25 protein-coding genes are annotated in these 26,449 nt (G+C 37.1%); 24 read left to right on the top strand and 1 reads right to left on the bottom strand.

Translation table 11 applies throughout. The annotated features are described in order from the left end of the window. The first annotated feature begins 20 nt into the window (after window positions 1-20). The 21 genes from CFK40_RS06690 to CFK40_RS06785 all read left to right on the top strand — a co-directional run bounded on the left by CFK40_RS06690 (window position 21) and on the right by CFK40_RS06785 (window position 19,726). Window positions 21-443 (top strand): TIGR03826 family flagellar region protein, encoded by a 423-nt coding sequence (locus CFK40_RS06690; protein WP_089531573.1) that lies wholly within the window; start codon window positions 21-23, stop codon window positions 441-443. Window positions 444-542: 99 nt separating this feature from the next. After that, the gene (gene flgM, locus CFK40_RS06695; protein ID WP_089531574.1) at window positions 543-806 is read left to right on the top strand and encodes a flagellar biosynthesis anti-sigma factor FlgM; all 264 of its coding nucleotides are present in this window, start codon (window positions 543-545) and stop codon (window positions 804-806) included. Between the two features lie 13 nt (window positions 807-819). After that, window positions 820-1,308: a flagellar protein FlgN gene (locus CFK40_RS06700; protein WP_089531575.1), complete on the top strand. Its 489-nt coding sequence runs from the start codon at window positions 820-822 to the stop codon at window positions 1,306-1,308. 28 nt (window positions 1,309-1,336) lie between these two features. Then, complete coding sequence (flgK, locus tag CFK40_RS06705; RefSeq protein WP_089531576.1) at window positions 1,337-2,848, top strand: flagellar hook-associated protein FlgK; 1,512 nt, start codon at window positions 1,337-1,339, stop codon at window positions 2,846-2,848. Between the two features lie 9 nt (window positions 2,849-2,857). Continuing rightward, on the top strand, window positions 2,858-3,739 hold the full coding sequence (gene flgL / locus CFK40_RS06710) for a flagellar hook-associated protein FlgL (RefSeq protein WP_089531577.1): 882 nt from the start codon (window positions 2,858-2,860) through the stop codon (window positions 3,737-3,739). 153 nt (window positions 3,740-3,892) lie between these two features. Further along, entirely contained in the window at window positions 3,893-4,459 is a 567-nt protein-coding gene (locus tag CFK40_RS06715; protein WP_089531578.1) for a DUF6470 family protein, read from the top strand. A gap of 197 nt (window positions 4,460-4,656) precedes the next feature. Continuing rightward, on the top strand, window positions 4,657-5,106 hold the full coding sequence (gene fliW / locus CFK40_RS06720; protein WP_089531579.1) for a flagellar assembly protein FliW: 450 nt from the start codon (window positions 4,657-4,659) through the stop codon (window positions 5,104-5,106). A 2-nt stretch (window positions 5,107-5,108) separates the two neighbouring features. Next, on the top strand, window positions 5,109-5,339 hold the full coding sequence (gene csrA, locus CFK40_RS06725; RefSeq protein ID WP_089531580.1) for a carbon storage regulator CsrA: 231 nt from the start codon (window positions 5,109-5,111) through the stop codon (window positions 5,337-5,339). A gap of 131 nt (window positions 5,340-5,470) precedes the next feature. Then, window positions 5,471-6,973, top strand: a complete 1,503-nt coding sequence (locus CFK40_RS06730; RefSeq protein ID WP_089531581.1) for a flagellar hook-associated protein 2 — start codon at window positions 5,471-5,473, stop codon at window positions 6,971-6,973. A 40-nt stretch (window positions 6,974-7,013) separates the two neighbouring features. Next, on the top strand, window positions 7,014-7,412 hold the full coding sequence (fliS, locus tag CFK40_RS06735; protein ID WP_089531582.1) for a flagellar export chaperone FliS: 399 nt from the start codon (window positions 7,014-7,016) through the stop codon (window positions 7,410-7,412). After that, window positions 7,412-7,765 (top strand): flagellar protein FliT, encoded by a 354-nt coding sequence (locus CFK40_RS06740; protein WP_089531583.1) that lies wholly within the window; start codon window positions 7,412-7,414, stop codon window positions 7,763-7,765. The genes fliS and CFK40_RS06740 overlap by 1 nt, the downstream gene beginning before the upstream one ends. A 174-nt stretch (window positions 7,766-7,939) precedes the next feature. Beyond that, window positions 7,940-8,491, top strand: a complete 552-nt coding sequence (gene hpf / locus CFK40_RS06745) for a ribosome hibernation-promoting factor, HPF/YfiA family (RefSeq protein ID WP_089531584.1) — start codon at window positions 7,940-7,942, stop codon at window positions 8,489-8,491. 277 nt (window positions 8,492-8,768) lie between these two features. After that, complete coding sequence (locus tag CFK40_RS20945) at window positions 8,769-8,933, top strand: hypothetical protein (RefSeq protein ID WP_161493842.1); 165 nt, start codon at window positions 8,769-8,771, stop codon at window positions 8,931-8,933. 408 nt (window positions 8,934-9,341) lie between these two features. Then, a complete protein-coding gene (gene secA, locus CFK40_RS06750) occupies window positions 9,342-11,855 on the top strand; it encodes a preprotein translocase subunit SecA (protein ID WP_089531585.1) in 2,514 nt (837 codons plus the stop codon). Window positions 11,856-11,924: 69 nt separating this feature from the next. Then, window positions 11,925-13,029, top strand: a protein-coding gene (gene prfB, locus CFK40_RS06755; RefSeq protein ID WP_152640106.1) for a peptide chain release factor 2 whose coding sequence is annotated in 2 segments (ribosomal slippage) — window positions 11,925-11,996 and window positions 11,998-13,029 — 1,104 coding nt in all. Because the reading frame shifts where the segments join, the coding sequence is not laid out codon by codon here. A gap of 31 nt (window positions 13,030-13,060) precedes the next feature. After that, entirely contained in the window at window positions 13,061-13,387 is a 327-nt protein-coding gene (gene cccB / locus CFK40_RS06760; RefSeq protein ID WP_089531587.1) for a cytochrome c551, read from the top strand. 304 nt (window positions 13,388-13,691) lie between these two features. Then, window positions 13,692-14,378 (top strand): cell division ATP-binding protein FtsE, encoded by a 687-nt coding sequence (gene ftsE / locus CFK40_RS06765; protein ID WP_089531588.1) that lies wholly within the window; start codon window positions 13,692-13,694, stop codon window positions 14,376-14,378. Next, the gene (gene ftsX / locus CFK40_RS06770) at window positions 14,368-15,261 is read left to right on the top strand and encodes a permease-like cell division protein FtsX (protein ID WP_089531589.1); all 894 of its coding nucleotides are present in this window, start codon (window positions 14,368-14,370) and stop codon (window positions 15,259-15,261) included. The genes ftsE and ftsX overlap by 11 nt, the downstream gene beginning before the upstream one ends. Before the next feature lie 60 nt (window positions 15,262-15,321). After that, window positions 15,322-16,734, top strand: a complete 1,413-nt coding sequence (locus tag CFK40_RS06775) for a murein hydrolase activator EnvC family protein (protein WP_089531590.1) — start codon at window positions 15,322-15,324, stop codon at window positions 16,732-16,734. 186 nt (window positions 16,735-16,920) lie between these two features. Continuing rightward, a complete protein-coding gene (locus CFK40_RS06780; RefSeq protein ID WP_089531591.1) occupies window positions 16,921-18,378 on the top strand; it encodes a S41 family peptidase in 1,458 nt (485 codons plus the stop codon). Window positions 18,379-18,532: 154 nt separating this feature from the next. Continuing rightward, a complete protein-coding gene (locus CFK40_RS06785; RefSeq protein ID WP_089534314.1) occupies window positions 18,533-19,726 on the top strand; it encodes a PDZ domain-containing protein in 1,194 nt (397 codons plus the stop codon). A gap of 251 nt (window positions 19,727-19,977) precedes the next feature. Here the strand turns inward: CFK40_RS06785 and CFK40_RS06790 are convergent, their stop codons facing one another. Next, window positions 19,978-20,733, bottom strand: coding sequence for a FixH family protein (locus tag CFK40_RS06790; protein WP_089531592.1), 756 nt, complete (start codon window positions 20,731-20,733; stop codon window positions 19,978-19,980). 219 nt (window positions 20,734-20,952) lie between these two features. Here CFK40_RS06790 and uvrB point away from each other — a divergent pair, with 219 nt between their 5' ends. The 3 genes from uvrB (at window position 20,953) to CFK40_RS06805 (ending at window position 26,423) form a co-directional block, all read left to right on the top strand. Continuing rightward, complete coding sequence (gene uvrB / locus CFK40_RS06795) at window positions 20,953-22,935, top strand: excinuclease ABC subunit UvrB (protein WP_089531593.1); 1,983 nt, start codon at window positions 20,953-20,955, stop codon at window positions 22,933-22,935. Between the two features lie 7 nt (window positions 22,936-22,942). Beyond that, window positions 22,943-25,816 (top strand): excinuclease ABC subunit UvrA, encoded by a 2,874-nt coding sequence (gene uvrA, locus CFK40_RS06800; protein ID WP_089531594.1) that lies wholly within the window; start codon window positions 22,943-22,945, stop codon window positions 25,814-25,816. A gap of 253 nt (window positions 25,817-26,069) precedes the next feature. After that, the gene (locus CFK40_RS06805) at window positions 26,070-26,423 is read left to right on the top strand and encodes a YojF family protein (protein ID WP_089531595.1); all 354 of its coding nucleotides are present in this window, start codon (window positions 26,070-26,072) and stop codon (window positions 26,421-26,423) included. The last annotated feature ends 26 nt before the right edge of the window (window positions 26,424-26,449 follow it).

Here is a 26,449-nt window from a genome sequence, read left to right on the forward strand (position 1 = left end):
GGAAAATGAGGGGAACTACGATGGGTGAATTAGCGAATTGCACTCGGTGTGATGAACTATATGTAAAACAAATGCGTGATATATGTAAAAGTTGTTATGACGAAGAAGAAAATGCGTTTAGGATGGTTAGCCAATTTTTACGTTTGCGAAAGAATAGAGAAGCAACTTTACCCGAAGTCGTCGAAGAAACGGGTGTAAGCAAAAAGCTGATTACAAGATTCATTAAAGAAAAAAGACTACTGACCTCCCAGTTTCCGAAGCTTGCTTACCCATGCGAAACCTGTGATAAAAATATTATTTCTGGTAAAATTTGTTCAGCATGTTCAAAAGAATTATTGCGTGATTTAGACAATGAAACCCATGAAGAAGAACGCGCAATGCGCTTAAAAGAATTGGAGAATAAACAATCAGCCATTTATTATTCCTTTAAGGGTGATCAATAAATTTCGGCTTTACATTTTACTAAAAGAGCCGATATAAGATAGGAGAAGAAAGTTTACGGTAATAGAATGTATTGACTAAACCAAAGAGGTGAGCAACAAATGAAAATCCAAGGGGCGAACCATACAAATTTTAATCCATATAAAAATCAAATTCAGAAGCAGGCGGATATGAACAAGGAAGTGAATCAAAAGGATCAGCTACAGATATCCAGCCAAGCGAAAGAATTGCAGGGAAATGAAAAGTCAACTAATGAACGAAAGGCTTATGTGCAAGAAATAAAAAATGCTGTACAGTCTGGCGAATATAGAGTGAATCCTGAAAAAACTGCAAGTAAAATGATTGCATTTTGGAATAAACGCTAGTAAGGAGGGGGAAATGTTGTCCCTGCAAATTATAAAATCGATGGAAAAACTCATTATGTTACATGAAAGTCTTCTAGTTATTTCGGAACAAAAGACAGTTGCTATTAAAGAAGGTAACATGGAAAAGTTGCAGCCTTTACTGGTTAAGGAACGTAAGCATGTACAAGCGTTGGAACAAATGGAAACAAGCCGGCAAAAAGAAGTGAAGGCTTGGTTTGAAGTAAACAACTTACAAGGCAAAAATGAAACGATAACGACTATGCTTGAAATGATAGATGATAAAGAACAGCAAAAGGTGCTTGAGGATGTAACAATCCATCTGACTCACTCTGTTACAAACTTGAAACGGCAAGAACAGTTAAACCAGGCACTTATCCAACAATCCTTGCAATTTGTGGAACTGTCATTGGATATGATGAATCCATCAATCACTAATTTAAATTACGGAAACACAAAGGAAACGGAATCAATAAAACGTTCGGTATTTGATTCAAAAGCATAATGTTTTCCTTCCTGAGAGGAGTTAGGTAATGAGTACATTTCACGGGTTAGAAATGGCAAAGCAAGCTCTATTTGCCCAGCAATCAGCGCTATACACAACAGGTCATAATATTTCAAATGCGAACACAGAAGGATACACGAGACAGCGCGTGAACTTTGCAACGCAATCACCATTTCCAACTGCTTCTAGAAACCGACCGGAAATCCCGGGGCAAATGGGAACGGGCGTTGAAGCGGGGTCTGTCCAACGTGTACGTGATCAATTTTTGGATTACCAGTTTCGTGCAGAGAATAGTAAGGCTGGGTTTTGGACATCAAAAACAGATTCAATTGCACGGATGGAAAGTTTAATGAACGAACCATCTGAAAATGGTCTTTCCAAAACGATGGACCAATTTTGGCAATCACTTCAGGATCTTTCTGTTAATCCAAAAAACGCAGGTGCTAGATCTGTTGTTGCGCAAAGAGGGCTTGCTGTTGCTGAAACATTTAACTATTTATCTAGTTCTTTAAGTAGTATGAGAACAGACTTAAAGAGTCAGATTGATGTTACCGTGAAAGATGCAAATTCCATACTTTCTCAAGTGAATGAAATCAATAAACAAATTCAGGCAATTGAACCACATGGATATTTGGCCAATGATTTATACGATGAACGTGATCGTTTAATTGACGAGTTGTCCGGTATCGTCACTATTAAAGTTACCTATACAAAGAGCGGTGAAAACTCTCCAGCTATTGCAGATGGATTGGCAACGATTGAATTAGTAGACGATAAAGGTAAAGGAATTGGGGTAACGTTGGTTGACGGTGAATCTGGAGAAATTAATGAGTTCGCAGTTGATTATTCGGAGGATAACAAATTTGCGGTTACTTCGATTCGTGTTGGTGATGAAAAGATCCAAACAGGAAACTTCAATTCGAATGGATCACTTTATGGATTTATGGAATCGTATGGATATGAGGATGCTAATGGGTCTATAAAAGGTACATATACGAATATGCTTGCGAGTTTAGACAAAATGGCAATTGAATTTGCTGGAAAGTTTAATGAAGTTCATGAGAATGGACAAGATCTAAAGGGCAATCAAGGTGGTGTTTTCTTTGTGGGAGTTGTTCAGGAAACGGGTGCAGCCGCATCATTGACTGTATCTGATGCTATTATGGAGGATCCCGATCTAATTGCTGCTAGTGAGGACGGAGATCTTGGAAATGGTAATAATGCCAGTGCATTAGCGGATGTATTTGACGAACCATTGGATGGATTAGGTGAGAACACTTCAGTGAAAACCTTTTACGAATCATTAATTGGTGAATTAGGTGTTCATGCACAAGAAGCCAATAGAATGGCGGGAAACACGATAATTCTTAAGTCGCAGGTTGAAAACCAGCGAATGTCTGTAAGCTCTGTTTCTTTAGATGAAGAGATGTCTAATATGATTAAATATCAGCACGCATATAATGCTGCAGCACGTAGTTTGACAGCTGTTGATGAATTACTCGAGCGTATCATAAATAACATGGGGATAGTAGGAAGGTAGGGGAGACATATGCGAATTACACAAGGAATGTTATCCAATAATATGCTAAGGAACCTATCCAACAGTTACTCCACATTAGATACATATATGAATCAATTATCAACTGGTAAAAAGATTAATAAACCATCAGATGACCCCGTAATTGCTATGAAGGGCATGAATTATCGTTCACAGATTATTGAAGTAGAACAATATACACGCAACACCAATGAGGTACATAATTGGATGGATAATTCAGATGCGGCTTTAGATAAGGCGACACAGGCTTTACAAAAGATGCGTGAATTAGCTGTTCAGGCCAGCAATGATACGTATGGGGACGAAGAGCGTGAAAATATCATGGAAGAAGTAAAGCAGCTAAAAAACCATATTATTGACATTGCTAATACAAACGTAAATGGTAAATTTATATTTAACGGTACGAAAACAGATACAAAGCCAATTACTGTTACTGATGATGGCACGATAACTATTGATCAAAATGGAAGTCCTGTCATGATTGAGGTATCTAGTAATACGAAGCTTCAAGCAAATGTTGCTGGATCAGAAGTTTTTTCATCGGAACTGTTTGACAAAATTGATAATTTCGTTAGCGCGCTTGATACAAACAATCAGTCTGAAATTGAAGCTAGCATTGCTGATTTAGATGGCAGTATAAATAATGTAATCAATGCTAGAGCCGATTTAGGAGCGCGGATGAATCGCCTAGATTTAATTGAAAATCGATTGAGTTCACAAGAAATAAACGCAACACGAATGATGTCTAACAATGAAGATATTGATTATGAAAAGGTAATAACAAAGTTGATTGCGCAGGAAAGTGTTCATCGTGCTGCATTGTCTGCAGGGTCGCGAATCATTCAACCGACCTTATTAGATTTTTTACGTTAAGTATTAGAAAACTTGGTATCGTCAAGCCTTAATGGCGAAATTCTTAGTTGCACTTATGTGGTAGGATTTAGCTTTTAACTACCAAGCATAGCCCTGACCACTTTTGGTGGGTTAGGGCTTTCGTTTTATCTAACTATTGAAGGAGGATACTTGATGCAACTACCTCAGATACGAATGCAGTCGCAAATGGCCCATATTAGCATTCAACAAACTAGTGGAAAACAAACAATACAACAATCTGAAGCAACCTTATCGATTCAGCAACCAAAGGCTGAAATAAAAATCCAAACAACTCCTTCTAAGCTCCAAATCGATCAAAAAAAAGCTTGGGAAGATATGAATCTCCTGCATGTTTTTAAACGAATTGAAAAGTTTGCAAATGAGGGACTCCAAGGTGCGAACAAAGGAACTGCTAGACGTGTACAGCAAGGCGATGCATTGATGAGGATTGAAAATAAAGGAAATCCCATTGCCAGTCAAGCTATCCAAAATAGCTTCGACCAAATGAAGCAATTAGGAATTAAGTTTATTCCATCGGCTTCTGCAGTAAAGATTAACTATCAGCCTTCTGACGTAACGGTTGATGTTCAAACAAATAAGCCGATTATCCAAGCAGAGGAGAATCAACCTGTTCATACTTATTTACCTAGATCAGTTGAAATAGGAATGAAAAATTACCAAAGCTTAGAAATTGATTTTGAAAATCTCTTTTTTACTTAAAATGCGTGTTCAAAAAGGAGGATAAAAAGGACCGAGAAGTTCGAGGCAGCGTAGCTTTGAGTACCGGAACGTATGCTATTAATACGTGAGGAACGGAAAAGCAAGCTAACGAAGAAATTCGATGTGTCATTTTTACCGGACTGTTTGAACAACCTCTATTAATATAAAAAATGGTTCAAAAGGATGGTAATGCTAAGATGAGAATACAAACAAAATATTTGGGAGAAGTTGATTCAAACGAGGAGCTGGTAATCAACTTTTTTAGTGGTTTACCAGGGTTTACTAATGAGTCCAAATTTATGTTGCTCGATTTACCAGGAAATCCAGTTTTTCAAATCTTGCAATCTATTATAACGCCAGATATCGCATTTGTGCTAACAAATCCATATCATTTTCACCAAGATTATGCATTTGAACTTGATTCAACTGTAAATGAAAGCTTAAAAATTACTAATGAAAAAGATGTAACCGTATTTTCCATCGTTACATTAAAAGATCCATTTGAAAATAGTACCTTAAACTTGAAGGCTCCAATCATTATCAATCCTACTAGTAAACTGGGAAAGCAATATATTTTAAATGTAGACAATTATTTAACCAAAACATCGATTACACAAGTTAAATCCTCTGTAGTGAGGGGCGTATAGTCATGTTAGTACTTACGAGAAAGCTAAATGAATCTATTCAAGTTGGAGACGATATTGAAATTAAGGTATTAGGCATCGAGGGTGACCAAATTAAACTGGGAATAGCCGCGCCTAAATCGGTCGAAATCTATCGAAAAGAAATATACATAGAGATACAAGAGCAAAATAATGAAGCGGCTAATCTATCTACTGATTTGTTAGGACTATTAGGGAACAAAGACGACAAGAAATAGTTAAACAATGGTATAGATAGTGCCGATATAAAAGGAAACAAAGTACGAGGAGTTGCATTGGCAATCGGCTTGATATGTATGCATTTATGGGGCTACTGGTGGATGAAATGATATAAAGGAGTTGAAACCGTATGCGTATTGGTGGGTTGGCGACAGGAATGGACATTGATCAGCTTGTGGGTAAGTTAATGAAAGCTGAGAGAATGCCATTAGACCGTATGGAGCAGGATAAAATAACCTTGACTTGGAAACGGGATGCATTTCGGGATGTTAATAAGAAACTATTAGAATTAGATAACATGATGCTAGGTATGAAGTACGATTCTACCTATAATGCAAAATCAGTTACTTCTTCTATGAAAGATGCTGTTATAGCGACAGGAACTGCTAGTTCTTCGAATGGAGTATATGATATTGAAGTTACACGGTTAGCGGAGTCTGCGATTAATATAGGTGGAGTTATTGGTACTAGCATTGATCCGAATGCTAAACTTGCTGATCAAACCTTTACTGGAGGATTTGTTGAGGAAACGTTTGAATTTTATACCTTTTTTGATAAAGACGGTAATAAGGAGACTCATTCATACAAGGTTAGCGGAGATGACACATTAAACGATGTATTAAACAGAATTACAGAGGATGACAATAATGTTCGTGCATTTTTTGATCAACAATCAGATAAGATAGTACTGGAAACCACACGAACAGGTGATTACAACCAATCAGCTGAGTACGGTGGAGCAGAAATTGGGTTCGATACTAATAATGAATTTTTTACTAATACACTAAAATTAGCAACCGCTGAGGAATCTGGTGGAAAAAACGCTGAATTTATTTATAATGGTGCATTAACAATTAATTCAAAGGAAAATAACTACACATTGAATGGTATCACCTTTGAATTCAAGGATGTAACAAATGGTAAAAGCGCTAAACTAACTGTTGATAACAATGTAGACGCATCGTTTGAATCGATCATGAAATTTGTGGACAAATATAATGATGTTGTTGAAACGCTAAATGAATCACAACGTGAGGAAACATATCGCGATTATAAACCGCTAACAGATAAACAGCGGGAAGAATTATCTGAAGATGAAGCTAAACTTTGGGATGAAAAAGCAAAAAGTGGGATTCTTAGCAATGAATCAATTATTTCAGATGGTATGTTTTCAATGCGACGCAGCTGGTATGCCAACGTTGAAACAGGCGGTGATTATACCTCATTAACCCAGGTAGGCTTAACAACTTCCAATGATTATATGGACGGCGGAAAGCTGATTGTTGATCCAGTAGAATTAAAAAAAGCATTATCGGAAAATCCAGATGCTGTCCAAAAGTTATTTTCAAATAGTGAAGAGGGAGCAAGTCGGGGTATCGTAAATCGGCTGGAGGATTCACTTGAGTCAACTATGGGGCGAATTGAAGAACGAGCAGGTGGAGGCTCAGACACGCTTGAAAATTATACGCTGGGTAAGCGTATGAAAGATTTAAATGAGCAAATTTCGGCGTTTGAAGACCGGCTGGTACGAGTGGAAACTCGTTATTGGGGTGAATTTACAGCGATGGAAAAAGCGATTCAACGGATGAATCAACAGTCGGCACAGCTAATGTCTCAATTTGGCGGTGCTTAAGCGTAAGGTGAGGATGGATTTCAAAGGAGAGTGTATGTGGATGTCATTAAATAAATATCAAACCTATCAGAATAATGCTGTTAACACAGCCTCTGGGGTAGAGTTAACCATGATGCTTTATAATGGCTGTATCAAGTTTATCAAGCAGGCAAAAAAGAACATGAATGAAAAAGAATATGAAGCTAAAAACGTTAATATTCAAAAGGCGCAAAATATCATTCAAGAATTAATGCTAACGCTAGATCCAGAAATAGAACTATCCAATGAAATGCTACCATTATATGAATATATGCTTTACCAATTAAAAGAAGGTAACATTAAAAATGACGTTACATTATTAGATGAAGTGTTATCTTTCGCAACTGAATTCAGAGATACTTGGAAGGAAGTTATATTAAAAACACGTCAAAGTCAATATGCGCAAGGTGCAAAATTCTAATGGTCAGGCTTAAAGCATTAGTGAAGATTACGAAAGAACTAGAAGAAGTACTAAATCAACCCATCATTACTAAAAACCGTGAATCAGTTATTGAACAAATTAATCTTTTAATTGAAAAAAGAGGTAAATTGATGGATAGCGTAAAACCGCCATTTACGGAAGAAGAAAAAGTGATGGGCAAGAAACTCATTATCCTAAATGAATCCATTCAATTAAAAATGACTGAAGTATTGGATGTGTTAAAGGTAGAAATGAAACAGCTTAAAAAACAAAAAAAGTCGAATCAAAACTATGTCAATCCATACAAAGATGTGCGAACCATGGATGGGATGTTTATGGATAGTAAAAAATAAGTAAAACTCCTGAATTACTGGAATCTTTTATTTTGCTAAATGCCTATCACCTAGTCATTTAGCGCACTCGACATAATTCTACATCGATTTCCATGATTTTTTTTGGTTTAAGCAGGAATTGGACAGGGTATTGTAGAATATGTACCTACATAAGGATGAAAGGAGGACACTTTTATGAAATACAACATTCGTGGTGAGAATATTGAGGTGACAGGTTCGATACGTGATTACGTACAAAAGAAAATAGGTAAGCTAGAACGTTATTTTGATACACCTCCAACTTCTGATGTACATGTAAATCTAAGTGTCTATAATGATGAGCAGAAAATTGAGGTAACCATTCCAATGACGAACTTATTGCTTCGCGCAGAGGAACAGCATATTGATTTATACGCTGCCATCGACCTTGTGGTGGATAAGTTAGAAAGACAGATTCGTAAATATAAAACAAAAGTAAATCGTAGGTACCGTCAAAATGGAGCAGCAAAACATGTTTTTGCAGAACTTGAAAAAGAACCACCAGAAGATGATGTAGAATCAGATGAAATTGAAATTGTAAAAACAAAACGATTTGATTTAAAGCCAATGGATTCAGAAGAAGCTGTATTGCAAATGGATATGTTAGGACACACCTTTTATGTATTCACAAATTCCATTTCAGGTGATACAAATGTTGTTTATCGTCGTAATGACGGGCGATATGGAATCATTGAGCCAAACAGTTAAAATAAATTTAAAGCAAGGGCGATCCTGTTTAACACGGGGTCGCCTTTTTGGTATGCAAGGAATATACATGTCGAATTTTGTAGAACGTTTTACCGGAAATAGATTTTAGACTGCAAAAATGCTGTTATTTTGTTTGGAAATGTGAGTTTATCTGCATAAAATAGCATATTAGAATGCAAATTTTGTCGAATGCACACCTATTATCAGAAAATGGTAATTAGCTTTTTATTTTGAAACCATGGTATAAGTAAGTATGCAAAAAAAAGGAGTGATGTTTGTGAATGATCAGAACCGTGTTTCATATGATTCGCTAGTGACCAAAGTGCATCAGCAGGAAGAAACGATTACGCAATTACTTGTCATAATCGCAGCAACAAACCGTAAACTATCTGACCTAATAGAAGCACAGAATCAGCCGAAGCATTCTCTTACTCATTCCTAACGTCCTCCCAAGTAAGGAAACTTCAATTTCCCCCAATAGCCTCATACTTACCTCATTACAAAGAGTTGCTCATCCTCGGGCTACTCTTTTTTTAATCGTTAACGAGTCGCCTTCGCCTTCGCTTTTCTTTGTCTAGCTGCGGCTCCTAGCGGTTAGCAAATATTTAGTCCTGATGAAATGTACGTAAAGTTCAACGTACTTTTCACATGCCCTACAGGATGTAGGGTAGTTCGACGTTGCCGCAGGACGTGGCGGTCTTAGTCGAACTTCTCTTACGTTTGTACACCGCTGACCAGTCGCCTTCGTTTTTTCCTTCTAGTTGTCATACTTGTTTAGAAAATGTTATTATTGATAATGGACTAAAGTATTGGATAAAGATGATTTGAACATTATTGAGGAGCGTTAATTATGCCTGGACTATTAACAAAAATTTTTGGTGATGGTAACCAAAAACAACTTAATCGCCTGCAAAAGATTGTAGATAAAATCGAAGTATTGGAACCAGAATTTGAAAAATTAGCAGATACAGATTTTCATAAAAAAACAGAAGAATTTAAGGAACGATATAGAAATGGTGAAACCCTTGATGATATGCTAGTTGAGGCATTTGCTGTCGTACGGGAAGCTTCAAAACGTGTCTTAAAAATGCGTCCATTTCCTGTACAGTTGATGGGTGCAATTGCATTACATCAAGGTAATATTGCTGAGATGAAAACAGGGGAAGGTAAAACATTAGCTTCTACCATGCCAGCCTATTTAAATGCAATTTCTGAAAAAGGTGTACACATTATCACTGTCAATGATTATCTAGCAGAACGTGATGCGAAAGAAATGGGTGAACTATACCAATTTCTTGGCCTAACAGTAGGGCTAAATGGTAATGGGTTAACAAAAGATGAAAAACGTGATTCCTATTACTGTGATATCACGTATGGAACAAATAACGAGTTTGGATTTGATTATTTACGCGATAATATGGTGCTTTATAAAGAGCAGATGGTACAACGACCACTCAATTTCGCAATTATAGATGAGGTCGATTCGATTTTAATTGATGAAGCTAGAACACCATTAATTATTTCAGGTAGTGCAGAGAAGTCAGCATCGATGTATCAACGAGCAAATGGCTTTGTGACCACATTACAAAATGAAACAGACTATACGTATGATGTGAAAACAAAAGGTGTTCAGCTAACTGAGGAAGGTATCAACAAAGCTGAGCGTTATTTTACGATTGAAAATCTATTTGATCTAAATAATGTTTCATTAACGCATCATATTAATCAAGCTTTAAAAGCAAAAGCATCGATGCACCGTGATACAGATTATGTAGTTGAAGAAGGCGAAGTAGTTATTGTTGACCAATTTACTGGACGTTTAATGAAAGGTCGTCGGTACAGCGATGGATTACACCAAGCTATCGAGGCAAAAGAAGGTCTACAAATTCAAAACGAAAGCATGACACTCGCATCGATAACATTCCAAAACTTCTTTAGAATGTATCAAAAATTATCTGGCATGACTGGTACAGCCAAAACAGAAGAAGAAGAATTCCGTAATATTTATGCAATGGATGTAATTGCCATCCCGACCAATCAATCTATCGTACGTGACGATAAAGCTGACATGATTTACAAGTCAATGGAAGGTAAATTCCATGCTGTTGTAGCTGACATTAAGGAACGTTATGAAAATGGCCAACCTGTGTTGGTAGGTACGGTAGCGGTAGAAACCTCCGAGTTAATTGCCCAGTTACTGAAAAAAGCTGGTGTGAAACATAACGTATTAAATGCCAAAAACCACTATCGTGAAGCGGAAATCATTGAAAACGCTGGGCAGCCGGGTTCAGTAACGATTGCCACAAACATGGCTGGTCGTGGTACAGACATCAAATTAGGTGAAGGTGTAATAGAACGTGGTGGTTTAGCGGTAATTGGTACAGAACGTCATGAATCAAGACGTATAGATAATCAGTTACGTGGTCGTTCTGGGCGTCAAGGTGATCCTGGTATGACCCAATTTTTCCTATCGATGGAAGACGAATTAATGCGTCGTTTTGGTTCGGATAATTTACGAAATATGATGGAACGTCTTGGAATGGACGATTCCCAACCACTTGAAAGTAAAATGGTTTCACGTGCTGTGGAATCAGCGCAAAAACGCGTGGAAGGAAATAACTTTGATGCGCGTAAAACAGTCTTGTCCTATGACGACGTCCTTCGTCAGCAACGCGAAATTATTTACAAACAGCGTTTTGATGTAATTGATTCCGAAAACCTACGTGAGATTATTGAAGAAATGATTAAATCTACTGTTGAGCGTGTTGTGAAATCGCACATGTTTGAAGATGAGGAAAATCAAGAACTTTCTTCTATCATTGATTACTTACATGGAAACTTGCTAGATGTCGAGGATATTTCCTTATCTGATATTGAAGGAAAAGATACGGATGAAATTATAGAAGTTATCATGGATAAGGTGAAGGTTAAATATGATCAAAAAGAAGTAGAATTAACATCAGAGCAAATGCGAGAATTTGAAAAGGTTATTCTACTCCGTACGGTTGATTCCAAATGGATGGATCACATTGACCAAATGGATCAGCTTAGACAAGGAATTCATCTTCGTGCATATGGACAAAATGATCCATTACAAGAATATCAAGCAGAAGGATTCGCGATGTTCGAACAAATGGTAATTTCTATTGAAGAAGAAGTATCAAAATACGTGATGAAAGCACAAATTCGTGAAAACCTCCAACGTCAAGAGGTAGCAAAGAATACGCAAGCAGTTTCAGGCGGCGATGATAGTGATGGTAAGAAAAAATCTAAAAAGCCGTATATTAAAAAGGAAGACATCGGAAGAAATGAACCGTGTCCTTGTGGTAGTGGGAAAAAGTATAAAAATTGCCACGGAAAATAAATGGCTGACACTCTCAAGCGATTGGGAGTGTTTTATTGATAGTAAAAACAAAAAAATGAGGTGGGTATTATGGAACTAGCAGAAATTAAAAATGAGTTAGATAAAATGAATACACGAATAGAAGACTTTAGGGGGTCCCTTTGACTTAGATGTTAAAAGAAGCCAAATAAAAGAGCGTGAACTAGAAATGACAGCTCCTGATTTTTGGGATGATCCACAGACAGCACAGAAAGTTATAAATGAGACGAACGGAATAAAGGAGTATGTTACCAGTTTTGAAGGATTAGAAGAACGCCTTGAGAATATAGAAGTTAGTTATGAATTAGTAAAGGAAGAACAAGATCAGGAACTTTTCCAGGAACTAGAAAAGGAATTAGCAGCGTTTCGCACAGACATAAACAATTTTGAATTACAAATGCTTTTAAGTGATCCATACGACGCAAATAATGCATTGTTGGAATTGCATCCAGGTGCAGGTGGTACCGAATCACAGGACTGGGCGAGTATGTTGCTTCGAATGTACCAAAGATGGGCCGAATCGAAAAATTTCAAGGTAGAGACCCTTGACTATTTACCTGGGGATGAAGCTGGTATTAAAAGTGTTACGTTAAATATTAAGGGCCATAATGCTTATGGATATTTAAAAGCGGAAAAGGGTGTCCATCGCCTGGTGCGTATTTCCCCATTTGATTCATCTGGGCGTAGACATACATCATTTGCTTCTTGTGATGTAATGCCCGAATTTGGTGATGATGTGGAAGTAGATATTAAAACAGAGGATATAAAGGTTGATACCTATCGAGCAAGTGGAGCTGGAGGACAACATGTTAACACGACCGACTCCGCAATACGGATAACACATTTACCAACGAATGTAATCGTTACATGTCAATCGGAGCGTTCGCAAATTAAAAACCGCGCAACTGCAATGAAAATGCTTAAATCGAAATTATATCAACTTGAACTGGAAAAGCAGCAACAAGAACTAGATGAAATTCGTGGTGAACAAAAAGAAATTGGGTGGGGAAGTCAAATTCGTTCGTATGTTTTTCATCCGTATTCTATGGTGAAGGACCATCGAACAAACCTTGATGTTGGTAATGTACAAGGTGTAATGGACGGGAATGTTGATCCGTTTATTGATGCATTTCTTCGCTCACAAATAAATAACTAATAAACTAAAAAAACGAATAGAGGATTCACGAATGAAAAAATGGATCATTATGCTACTAGTTGGGGTTGCATTAGTGTTGAGTGCTTGTGGAGGAAATGAAAGTGCAAGTGATCAAGCAAAAGATAGCGGCGGCGATACGATAACAAAAGCTGAAGAGGTATTCCAAAATAATTGTGCTTATTGCCATGGTTCCGATTTGTCAGGTGGAGCAGGGCCAGATTTAACAGAGGTCGGCTCACGGTATTCTAAAGAGGAGATTACTGAGATCATAATAAATGGAAAAGGTGCAATGCCTGCTGGATTAGTAGAAGGAGAGAATGCAGATATACTCGCTTCTTGGTTAGAAAAGAAAAAATAAAATAGGTTTATAGTGGTAAGAGAGTGATCAACAGGGAACTTTTCCTGTTGATCATTTTTGTTTGTTTGAAAATAGAAGATGATCCAAACAATTGTTTGAGTATAACAAAAATTTCAGGGAGGTTAAAGAATGGCGGTCTTTGAAACACAAATGTAATATTTTTATGCCCAAAATTTGGGCTGAAAGATGTTATACTATAAAAGAATTAGTCGGAAAAAGTCGAAATGACGTTGTGGCTAAGGATAACTTACCTAGAAGAATCTTGCAGCAAGAACAACGATAATAATTAAAAGGTGATACATATATGATTAAAATGAATGATGTATATAAAACATATTCCAATGGGGTTACCGCTCTAAATGGGATTAATATTGAAATAGGACAAGGTGAATTCGTTTATTTAGTCGGACCTAGTGGAGCTGGAAAGTCAACATTTGTCAAATTGATGTACCGCGAAGTAAAGCCATCAAGAGGGACAATTCATATAAATGAAACAGATTTGAGTTCTATTAAAGAAAAGAGAGTTCCATATCTAAGAAGAAACATTGGCGTTATTTTTCAAGACTTTAAATTGTTGCCAAAACTAACAGTCTTTGAAAATATCGCTTTTGCTTTGGAGGTTATTCAAGAATCTCCTCGTAATATTAAGAAACGTGTTATGGATGTTCTTGATCTTGTAGGATTAAAGAACAAGGCACGTTTTTTACCTGATGAATTATCAGGTGGGGAGCAGCAACGTGTATCAATTGCGCGTGCTATTGTGAATCATCCAAAAGTTGTTATCGCGGACGAGCCAACTGGTAATCTAGACCCGGATACCTCTTGGGAAATCATGCGGGTGTTTGAAGAGATAAATGCACGTGGTACAACGATTATTATGGCTACACACAATAAGGAAATAGTCAACACGATCAAAAAACGAGTAATTGCAGTTGAAGATGGTTTAATTGTTCGTGACGAACATCGAGGTGAATACGGATATGATATTTAGAACATCAAAAAGACACCTTCGAGAAGGTATTAAAAATATTTTAAGAAATGGCTGGATGACAGTAGCTTCAGTCGGAGCAGTAACAACAACGTTAATCCTAGTAGCGGCATTTCTTGCATTGGTTTTTAATTTAAACCAAATGGCTGCCGAAGTAGAAAATGATGTAGAAATAAATGTGTTGATAAATCTAACGGCGGATGAAGAGCAAATAAATGAGTTAGGTAATAAGATCACAGCAATAGATGAAGTAGATACTGTTGATTTCTCCTCAAAAGATGAACAACTGGAAAGCCTCATTGATAGCATGGGGAAAGAAGGCCAATCATGGCAACTTTTCGAACAGGATAATCCACTTAACCATGTATATGTAGTTAAAGCGAAAAACCCTACTAGTACAATGAGTATTGCTAAAGAAATCAAAACGCTTGATGCAGTTCAGGAAGTTAATTATGGAAAAGACGTCGTACAACGCTTATTTGAATTCAATAAATACGCAAGAACAATTGGGTTAGTGCTTATTGCAGGCTTAGTCTTTACTGCTATATTCCTTATTTCAAATACTATTAAACTAACAATTATGGCTCGAAGTAAAGAAATTGGAATTATGAAGTTAGTAGGAGCAACAAACGGATTTATCAGATGGCCATTTTTTATTGAAGGTATGTTTTTAGGGATATTAGGTTCTATTATTCCAGTAGCAGCTATTCTTGGCGGCTATTATTACCTAGATACTTATGTTAGTGGCCAAATTGATTTTGATTTCGTGAAGATATTACCATTTAATCCATTTGCATGGCAGCTTTCATTAATTGTCTTAGCAATAGGAGCATTGATTGGCATTTGGGGAAGTGTCATGAGCGTGCGTAAGTTCCTAAAAGTATAAGAAATTAAAAGGAACAAGTTAAAAGAGGATGTTCGAAAAGAGAAAAAAGGAGAATACGAGATGAATAAAATTATTTCTTTTGTTTTAATTGCAGTATTAATTACGACTAGTACTCTATTAAGTATACAATCTGTTTCTGCATCAACAATTGAAGATGCGAAAAAAAAGATGGATGAGATTGAGTCAAAGAAAGAACAAGTAAATGAAAAACAAAAAGATGTTAGTCATAAAAAAGAGGAAACAAAAGAGGATATTAATACAAACCTTACAAAGCAAGAAAAGGTAACAAATGAAATAGAAAAAATTAATGACAAATTAGCAAAAACGAAGTCTTCCATTCAAGAAAAAGAACAAGAAATTACGGATACAAATAAAGAGATTGAACAACTTAAAATTGATATTAAAGAGTTGAAAGAAAGTATTAAAAAGCGAGAGAAACTTTTAAAAAAACGTCTACGTACGATCCAGCAAAATGGTGGAGACATGCGTTACATAGAAGTAATTCTTGGCTCACAAAACTTTGGAGATTTTGTCAGCCGCTCATCTGCGGTAAACACAATAATGGACCAAGATAAAAACATCATGGAAACACATATGGCTGAGAAAAGAGAAGTAGAAGCGAAGAAAAAAGAAGTTGTAAGTAAAAAAGAGGCATTAAAAGATCAAAAGCAAGAATTAGTTTCACTTAAAAATCAATTAGATGATCAAATAGCTAAAAAAGAAGAGCTAATGGCACAGTTAGAGGCTGAACATGTTAATCTAGAAAACCATAAAGAAACTCTTGAGAGTAAAGAATTAGACCTGCATGATCAAGAAGCTGAATTGCAACAGTCTATGAAAGCGGCAGAAGACGAGATAGCAAGATTACAACAAATCGCACTAGAAAAAGCTAGAAAAGCAAAAGCCGCACGTGAACAGGCAGCCAAGGAAAGAGCAGCGGAACAGGCTGCTAAAGAAAAAGCAGCAGAACAAGAAGCAGTAGAACGGGATACCAAGGAAAGTGAACCTGTTCAGAAAGAGTCTAGCAATCTACAACAGCTTGCTGAGGAACCAGCTCCATCCAATGCTAATTTTATTTGGCCTGCAGCTGGTAGCCGAGTATCTAACTACGGCATGCGTGCTCACCCAATTTTACCAATTTCAAGATTGCATGCTGGTGTTGATATATCTGGCCCTATAGGTACACCGATTTATGCTTCAATTTCTGGCTATGCAATGCCTGTGAATTACGCTAGTTCATTTGGCAACCATGTTATTGTTGCAGGAACTATAAAAGGCACTGACTATACTACTCTATATGCACATATGTCTAGTACTGCAATCGGAGGCGGACGTTACGTAGAGCAGGGAGAAATAATCGGCTATATGGGTAGCACTGGATTATCTACTGGCTCCCACTTGCATTTTGAAGTTCATGTTGGCACTTACAGAGGAAATTCAAGTTCTGTTAACCCAGCACAATATCTAAATTAAGTAGCATGTATTTGCAATTGTTTGGCATAAACTATAATATTAAAGGCATCGCACATTATGGTGTGATGCCTTTTTATAAATAAACGAAATATAAGATAATGTCATAGGGTGATTACAGGATGCATGAACTTTGCTGCATAGCTCCAGCGCTTTTCTTATTAGTCTAAAGTTAATAGGGGTGAGTCAATGAATTTTAAAAAACAACACATTGTTTTGGTGTTAATTGGTGCTCTAATTTTAGGGTTCGGTGGTGCATATTTTGGAGTTCAATTAGCACAATCAAATCAAACTCAAAATACAGAGAAACTTGTACAAAATAATTCAGGTGAAGGTCAGGATGTACCGTCTGAAAAACCAAAAGATATGGATAAGGTTGTCCAGGCCTATAACTTAATTAAACAAAATTATTTAGAAGATGTGGAAGGACAACAATTAATAGAAGGAGCAGTACAAGGGATGCTTGATACACTTGAAGATCCTTATAGTACATATATGGATGTAGAAACCATGAAGAACTTCAATGAAACAATCGAATCTTCTTTTGAAGGTATTGGTGCTGAAGTAAGCATGGTTAATGACACTGTTACTATCATTGCTCCTATAAAAGATTCACCTGCAGAAGAAGCTGGATTACGTCCAAATGATCAGGTATTAAGTGTAGACAATGAAAGTATTCAAGGTCTTGATTTATTTGAAGCAGTTGAGAAAATTAGAGGGAAAAAGGGTTCAGAGGTTGTTCTGGAAATTAAGCGACCAGGTGTATCGGAACCGTTTAATGTTACACTTACTCGAGATAATATACCACTCGAAACTGTTTATTCTGAAATGAAAACAATTGACGGTAAAAAAACAGGTGTAATTGAAATCACAACATTTTCTGAGAAAACAGCTGAAGATTTTAAGAAGCAACTTTCAGACCTTGAGGATAATGGAATAGAAGGATTAGTTATTGATGTTCGCGGCAATCCAGGAGGGTTGTTACAGTCTGTCGAAGAAATATTGAAGCAATTTATAACTGAAGATATGCCATATGTTCAGATTGAAGACGGGAATGGTAAAAAAACACCTTATTATTCCCAGTTAAAAGAGAAAAAGCCATACCCAATAAGTGTATTGGTAAATGAAGGTAGTGCTTCTGCTTCTGAGATCCTTGCCGTAGCAATGAAAGAAGCAGGCTATGACGTAGTGGGTACAAAGAGTTATGGTAAGGGAACGGTTCAAAAAGCAATTCCATTCGGTGATGGAAGTACCATTAAATTAACATTTTATAAATGGCTTTCTCCTGAAGGGAATTGGATCCATGAAAAAGGTGTCAAACCAACCATAAAGGTAGAACAACCTGATTATTATTACTCGAATCCAATCCAAATAAAGGAACCATTAACCTATAATCATACGGGAGAAAAAATAAAGAACATTCAAATCATGCTTCGTGGGTTAGGATATAATCCAGATAGAAACGACGGTTATTATAATAAAGAAACAGTAGAGGCCGTGAAAAGCTTCCAATCTGACTTTGATTTAGAGGTAACCGGTGAAGTTGATAAAGAGACTGCTGGACTAATTGAAAGTAAGATAGTTGAAAAAATTAGCAGCGGTAAAGATGATAAACAGCTTGAAAAAGCATTAAATAGTTTGTATTAACTGGAAATTCGCGGGGGAACTCGCGAATTTTATTTTTTTCTAGGGCAATTAGCGCTATACTAGTAGTAGATGCGTGTTTGAGTTATCGTAGGGGAAAACGATCTATGGCGAATACGTAAAAGAGTGTAGAGTAGTTTTATTGGAAGGTGATTATTTGGTTGAAGCATGGGGCATCGAAATAATAAAAGGCATAGGTAAATTATTTTTAAATCCATTAACATACTGGATCTTTATACTATTCTTATTTGCAGGACTGCGTAGAATTCGGAAGGAACGTACCAATTTTGGCGTAAAAATATTTAATGTTTTTTCTGAATGGAAGGGCACTGGGTTCATTTCCATTATAGCAGGTATACTTGTTTCGGGAATTTGTATTGGTGTAGGAATCATGTTTTCTTATGAAACATTGGCTTTAATTTGTTTAGTAAGTATTTTATTAAGCTTAACATTACGTTTTACCTTGCTTTCTCCAAGTTATACAATAGGAATCACGTTGTTAGTGCTATTATTTATACCTACCATTATTGAAAATCAATCATATGTTGACACTGAATTGTTTACTGACCTTAACTTTGTAGGTTTTTCCATACTTATTGGTTTATTTCTACTTGTAGAGGCATTTTTAACATATCGAATCAAGCGGCGTGAGGCTTATCCCGATTTAGCATTGGGATCTAGAGGGAAATGGATTGGTCTACATCACCTTAGAAAGCTAAGTATTATCCCTTTTTTCACATTGGTACCGACTGGCTTAATCACTCCATTCGCGTCCTATTGGCCACATATTTCAGTGGGCGGCGAAACTTATAGTCTTTTGTTAATTCCATTTATAATAGGTTTTAATCATTCCGTTAAAAGCATATTACCTGAAAAAGCCGCTAAACAACTTGGTAAAAAGATTGGTGTATTAGGAATACTGGTGTTAGTACTTGCAGTGGGCAGTATTTATTTCTGGGGTTTATCCATAGTTGCAGCTATCTTGGCAATTTTAGGACGTGAGTTTATCAGCTATAAACATCGTGTGATGGATAGTGGAAGACAATCCTATTTTAGCAGGAACCTTCGTGGGTTGACGGTTATTGCAATTATTCCAAATACACCTGCAGACAGACTTGAAATACAGATTGGTGAAACAATAAATAAAGTAAATGGAAAACGGATTCGTGATGTTAATGAATTCTACTATTTTCTTCAAAAAAGTGGAGCATTTTTTAAACTCGAGGTGCTAGATCTTGCTGGTGAAGTAAGGTTATTACAAAGTGCCTTTTATCAAAACGATCATCATGAGTTAGGCCTTATCTTTGTAAAGGACAAGTATCCTCCAAGTGCGTGTTCAAAAAGTCGGTAAATTAGAAACAAGAAGTTCAAGGCGCGAAGATTTTGAGGACCGGACTTGCGCGTGTTGTGCTGACTTCTACGTTGTCCACAGGACGTGGACGGTTTTAGTAGAAGTTCCTCATGCTTTTAATACGTGAGGACCGGAAAAACTGCGCAACGAAGAAATTCGCCGTTTATCATTTGGTGACTTTTTGAACATCCTCTTCAAGTAAAAGTCTATAAAATGCAAAGTAAAAGCATCAGCCATAGTAGCTGATGCTTTTACTTCACTTCTATTTTAAATTCCTTGTGCGTGTGTATTTCCTCTTTTTCTACATGAACTGTGATATGGTAGGATCCCTTTTCTTCTAGTACCATCTCTGATCGATAGGTACCTGTTTCCGATTCATTTAAATTCACATAATTGTGTTTTTCACTACCATCTTTCCACACTTCCAAACGTACAAGTGCATTTTCTAGAGGAGTACCTTTATGCGTTACGACTGTGACATAGGTTGATGCTTCTTTTGCAGTAACCATTTCTGGTAGTTGAAAGTCAACCGTTGTGTTTCCATGGTGGTGTTGGTCTTCACTAGATTCCGAGGCATTTTTCTGGTCCATAGCTGAGTCCTCAGTTACTTCCCCAATCGTAATTTCAGACTTAGGCATGGTATGCATATTACGAGCAGTTACATGCGATTGGACAGAATAAATCCCATTTTCTTTAAATACTTTTTCGGCAGTATAAATACCGTCTTTTTGATGTTTTGCCTTGATCATTTCGCTTTCTTCTTTTTCACCATTTTTCCAAACCTCAAATTCAATATCGTTTGCATCTTTAACAGCTTCCCCGTCTTGGGTGACGGTTACTGAAAATGTAACAGGTTCATTTATATCCGCTTTTTTCGGAACTTCAAGTCCCGCATCAATTGGTTTGGCAATCATATCACCATCTGTGCTTTGTGCGGATTCATCGCTTTTACCACAAGCGCTCAGCAAAACAATGATTATTGCTAGAAACAAGAGTTTTTTCATCATAAAAATCCTTTCAACTAATGCTCTTCTTATGTTCGATTATAGAGGATAATGATGCCATAAACAATTGAACCCTTTGTGAACGATTTTAAATACGATAAAGTGGGTATTATTGTTAATAGGATAGCAATCATAATTATCGAATATTTGTTCGTGTTTATGTTAAAATAATTATACAACTATGATAAACTAATGATAGGAATCAGAACGGAGGCTTGCTTTATGAAAAATAAATTTGAACTTGTTTCCCAATATAAGCCAAGCGGAGATCAACCGAAAGCTATTAAAGAGTTAGTTGAACGAATCAAGGCAGGACAAAACCATCAAACATTGCTAGGTGCAACTGGAACAGGCAAAACGTTTACCGTTTCAAATGTTCTGACAGAAATAAATAGACCAACATTAGTTATTGCACATAATAAAACCTTAGCAGGCCAATTGTATAGTGAGTTCAAGGAATTTTTTCCAAATAATGCTGTAGAATACTTTGTTAGTTTTTACGACTATTATCAACCTGAGGCATATGTACCATCTAGTGATACTTTTATTGAAAAAGATGCAAGCATTAATGATGAAATAGATAAATTACGACATTCGGCGACATCCTCCCTTTTTGAGAGGAACGATGTATTGGTCGTTGCCAGTGTATCCTGTATCTATGGTTTGGGTTCACCTGAAGAATATGGAAGTCACGTTCTTTCACTCAGAATGGGTATAGAAAAAGATCGGGACCAATTGCTACGTGATTTAGTAGATATACAATATGCAAGAAATGATATTAACTTTCAGCGTGGAACATTTCGTGTGCGTGGGGATTCAGTAGAAGTAATTCCAGCATCCAGAGAAGAGCACTGTATTCGGATTGAATTTTTTGGCGATGAAATCGATCGGATTCGTGAGGTAGATGCGTTAACTGGAGAAATAATAGGGGATCGTGAACATGTTGCTATTTATCCAGCCTCCCACTTTGTTACACGGGAGGAAAAGCTGAAAATTGCAATTAAAAATATCGAAGCAGAGCTAGAAGAACGGTTAAAGGTGCTACGATCTGAAAATAAACTTTTAGAAGCGCAACGAATTGAACAGCGTACGAATTATGATATCGAAATGATGCATGAAATGGGTTATTGTTCAGGTATCGAAAACTATTCAAGACACTTAACGCTACGCGAGGAAGGCGCCACCCCATATACATTGTTTGATTACTTTCCAGATGACTTCTTAGTGGTGGTAGATGAGTCACACGCGACACTTCCACAAATCAGAGGTATGTTTAATGGGGACCAAGCTCGGAAACAAGTTTTAGTAGATCATGGTTTCCGGTTACCATCAGCACTTGATAATCGTCCGCTTAGGTTCGGGGAATTTGAGGAGAAGACAAATCAACTTATTTACGTATCAGCAACACCTGGCCCGTATGAGCTGGAACATTCACCAGATATGACTGAGCAAATCATTCGCCCTACAGGATTGCTTGATCCTAAAATAGACATTCGGCCAATTGAAGGCCAAATCGATAATTTGATTGGTGAAATAAATAAACGATCAGAGCGTAAGGAACGCGTCTTGGTAACAACGCTGACAAAAAAGATGTCAGAGGATCTCACCGATTATTTAAAAGAACTTGGAATTAAAGTTGCGTATTTGCATTCGGAGATTAAAACCCTGGAACGGATTGAAGTCATTCGCGATCTGCGGGTTGGTAAATATGATGTATTAATAGGTATTAACTTACTACGTGAGGGACTTGATATTCCAGAGGTTTCCCTTGTCGCAATATTGGATGCAGACAAGGAAGGTTTCTTACGTTCTGAGCGCTCTCTAATTCAAACAATGGGACGTGCAGCGCGTAATGAGAATGGTGAAGTTGTGATGTATGCAGATAAAATAACGAAATCGATGCAAGTTGCAATTGATGAAACAACAAGAAGACGTGAAAAGCAAACTGCATACAATGAGGAGCATAACATTACACCTACAACAATTAACAAAGAAGTGCGTGATGTGATTCGAGCTACTGTTGTGGCTGAAGATGAAACCGAATATGAAGAAAAAACGAAAAGCCTTTCTAAGCTAACGAAGAAAGAAAAAGGCAAAGCGATTCAAAATATGGAAAAAGAAATGAAAGCTGCTGCCAAAGCACTTGATTTTGAAAAGGCTGCAGAGCTACGTGATATCTTACTTGAACTTAAAGCGGAAGGATGACAGGTAAATGGTAAGTAAATCAATTGAAATTAAAGGTGCCAGAGCAAATAATTTAAAAAATATCGATATAACTATTCCAAAGAATAAACTGGTTGTTATGACAGGATTGTCGGGTTCTGGTAAATCCTCTCTGGCTTTTGACACGATCTATGCAGAAGGTCAACGTAGATATGTTGAATCATTATCAGCATATGCACGTCAGTTTTTGGGTCAAATGGATAAACCAGATGTTGACTCAATTGATGGTCTATCACCGGCTATTTCGATTGATCAAAAAACAACAAGCAAAAATCCTCGGTCAACGGTTGGTACCGTTACAGAGATTTATGATTATTTACGCCTGCTTTTCGCTCGGGTGGGTCGACCTACTTGTCCAAGACATGGGATAGAAATCAGTTCACAAACGGTTCAACAAATGGTAGATCGTATCCTGGAATATCCAGAAAGAACAAAGATGCAGATCCTTGCACCGGTTGTTTCTGGACGTAAAGGGGAACACGTAAAAACCTTCGAGCGTTTGAAGCAAGAAGGCTATGTAAGAATTCGTGTAGATAATGAAATGCGGGAAGTAAACGATGAATTCAATCTCGAGAAAAATAAAAAGCATTCGATTGAGGTTGTAGTTGACCGGATAGTGGTTAAAGATGGTGTGGCCACGAGGCTTGGTGATTCAATCGAAACAGCTTTAAGGCTAGGGGAAGGAAACCTTATCGTAGACGTTATTGGTGAGGAAGAACTGAAATTCAGTGAAAATCATGCATGTCCTATCTGCGGATTTTCGATTAGTGAATTAGAACCACGCCTATTTTCATTCAATAGTCCATTCGGTGCCTGCCCAACGTGTGATGGATTAGGGACGAATTTAGAGGTAGACCTTGAGTTAGTTATTCCTGATTGGAACAAATCGTTAAAGAAACATGCAATCGCTGCTTGGGAACCGATTAGTTCGCAATACTACCCAGAGCTCTTAAAAAGCGTATGTAAGCATTATGATATCAATATGAATACACCTGTTAAAGACTTGCCAAAAGATCAAATGGACAGAATTTTATATGGTAGTGGTAAGGAGAAAATTCATTTTCATTACGTAAATGACTTTGGTGCAGTTCGTGATAACAATGTCGAGTTTGAAGGTGTGTTAAAAAATATTGAGCGACGTTACAGAGATACATCGTCTGATTTCATCCGTGAGCAATTAGAAAAATACATGGCTCAAAAACATTGCCCAACCTGTAAAGGATATCGTTTGAAAGAAGAAGCGCTTGCAGTGTTGATTAATAATCAGCACATAAGTATGATAACAGACTATTCCATTACAGAAGCGATGGAGTTCTTTTCCAACCTTGATTTGTCGGAAAAGGAAAAGACAATTGCTCATATGATTTTGAAAGAAATATGTAACCGACTGGATTTCTTAGATAATGTAGGACTTGATTATCTTACATTGTCACGCGCTGCAGGAACATTATCAGGCGGTGAGGCACAACGAATTCGATTAGCAACACAAATTGGTTCAGCACTTACTGGTGTATTATATGTACTTGATGAGCCATCAATTGGCTTGCATCAGCGTGATAATGATCGGTTGATTGAAACATTGAAACGGATGAGAGATTTAGACAATACATTAATCGTTGTGGAACACGATGAGGATACAATGCTAGCCGCAGATTATTTAATCGATATTGGACCAGGTGCTGGTGAACATGGGGGAGAAATTGTAGCAAGTGGTACACCGGAAAAAGTTATGAAAAATAAATCCTCCTTAACAGCGGAATATTTATCTGGTAAAAAATATATTCCTTTACCTACGAAGCGGCGCAAACTGAAGAAAAACGCAGTAGAAGTTGTTGATGCAAAGGAAAATAACTTGAAAAATGTTTCAGCTAAATTTCCAATCGGATTAATGACGGTGGTAACTGGGGTTTCTGGTTCAGGGAAGAGTACGCTGGTCAATGAAATTTTATATAAAGGTTTAGCTAAGTCGCTTTATCGTGGGAAACATAAACCCGGTAAGCATAAAAAAATTAATGGTTTGAAAAACATCGAAAAAGTAATCGATATTGATCAGTCACCAATCGGACGAACTCCACGGTCAAATCCAGCAACTTATACTGGTGTATTTGATGATATACGTGATGTTTTTGCTCAAACAAATGAAGCAAAAGTAAGAGGCTATAAAAAAGGACGCTTCAGTTTTAATGTTAAGGGCGGTCGTTGTGAAGCATGCCGTGGTGATGGAATCATTAAAATTGCCATGCATTTCCTGCCGGACGTTTATGTGCCATGTGAGGTGTGTCATGGTAAGCGGTATAATCGGGAAACACTTGAAGTGAAATATAAAGGAAAAAGTATTGCTGAAATCTTAGCTATGACAATTGAAGAATCGGTTGATTTCTTTGCCAATATACCTAAAATTAGTCGCAAACTACAAACAATATTAGATGTTGGGTTAGGTTATATTAAGCTGGGTCAGCCTGCAACTACCCTTTCTGGTGGGGAAGCGCAGCGTGTTAAATTAGCTAGTGAGCTACATCGACGTTCAACAGGAAAGTCGTTTTATATTTTGGATGAACCTACGACAGGATTACATGTGGACGATATTAGACGATTGTTAACGGTGCTTCAGCGATTAGTTGATAATGGAGATACTGTTTTAATTATTGAACACAATTTAGATGTGATTAAAACGGCTGACCATATTATTGATCTTGGTCCTGAAGGCGGCGATCGAGGTGGACAAATCATTGCTACTGGAAGTCCCGAGCATATCGCGGAACAAGAAGAATCCTATACAGGGCATTATTTAAAGCCTATCCTTGAGCGTGATAAGAAGCGGATGGAAGCAGACATGGCAGCAAAAGAAAAGGTTGGATCTTAGAAAAACGGTAGGCTCGTTGATGAGCCTACCGTTTTATTAGTACAAAAATTTGACTTTGGACAGTAAAGTATCTAGTTTGGCAAGTAAGTTGCCGAGAATTGACAGTAAATGTACGCGTGCGGACAGTAAAACAAACAAGTATGACGTTGAACAAATTCTAAAGAGTGTAATCCATCGCAAGGACAAAATTTTTGACGAGTCCTCGTGATTTGGGTAAGGTGAATAGAGAAGGTAGTTTTGGGAGGAACAGTAGATGAAACCAATTGAATTAAATAACGTACAACAAATACTAGAAAACTTCTGCAATAAAGAAGTTTACGTGCATTTAGAAACAACAAATGGCGCATATGCAAGCCATTTTGATGATAAAGCATACACTGTGGGTGCATATATTCGTAATGCTAAGGTGACTTTTTCACAAGCTAAAATCGTTGGAAATGGCAATACCTATCGAACAGGATTGAAAATGGAGCTTGGGTGGATTTACGCTGAGGGGCTAACGGATTGGGTATTGGATCATGATAATCGCTTATTAATGGCTGGTCATGACCGTGAAGGCCGCCTTATGGTATCACTTGAAATTAGTGAAACACCGTTTAAGTATTAAAATCGCAATTAGAAAAAGGAATGGTG

This window comes from Virgibacillus necropolis, assembly GCF_002224365.1.
Taxonomy (GTDB): Bacteria; Bacillota; Bacilli; order Bacillales; family Amphibacillaceae; genus Virgibacillus_F; species Virgibacillus_F necropolis.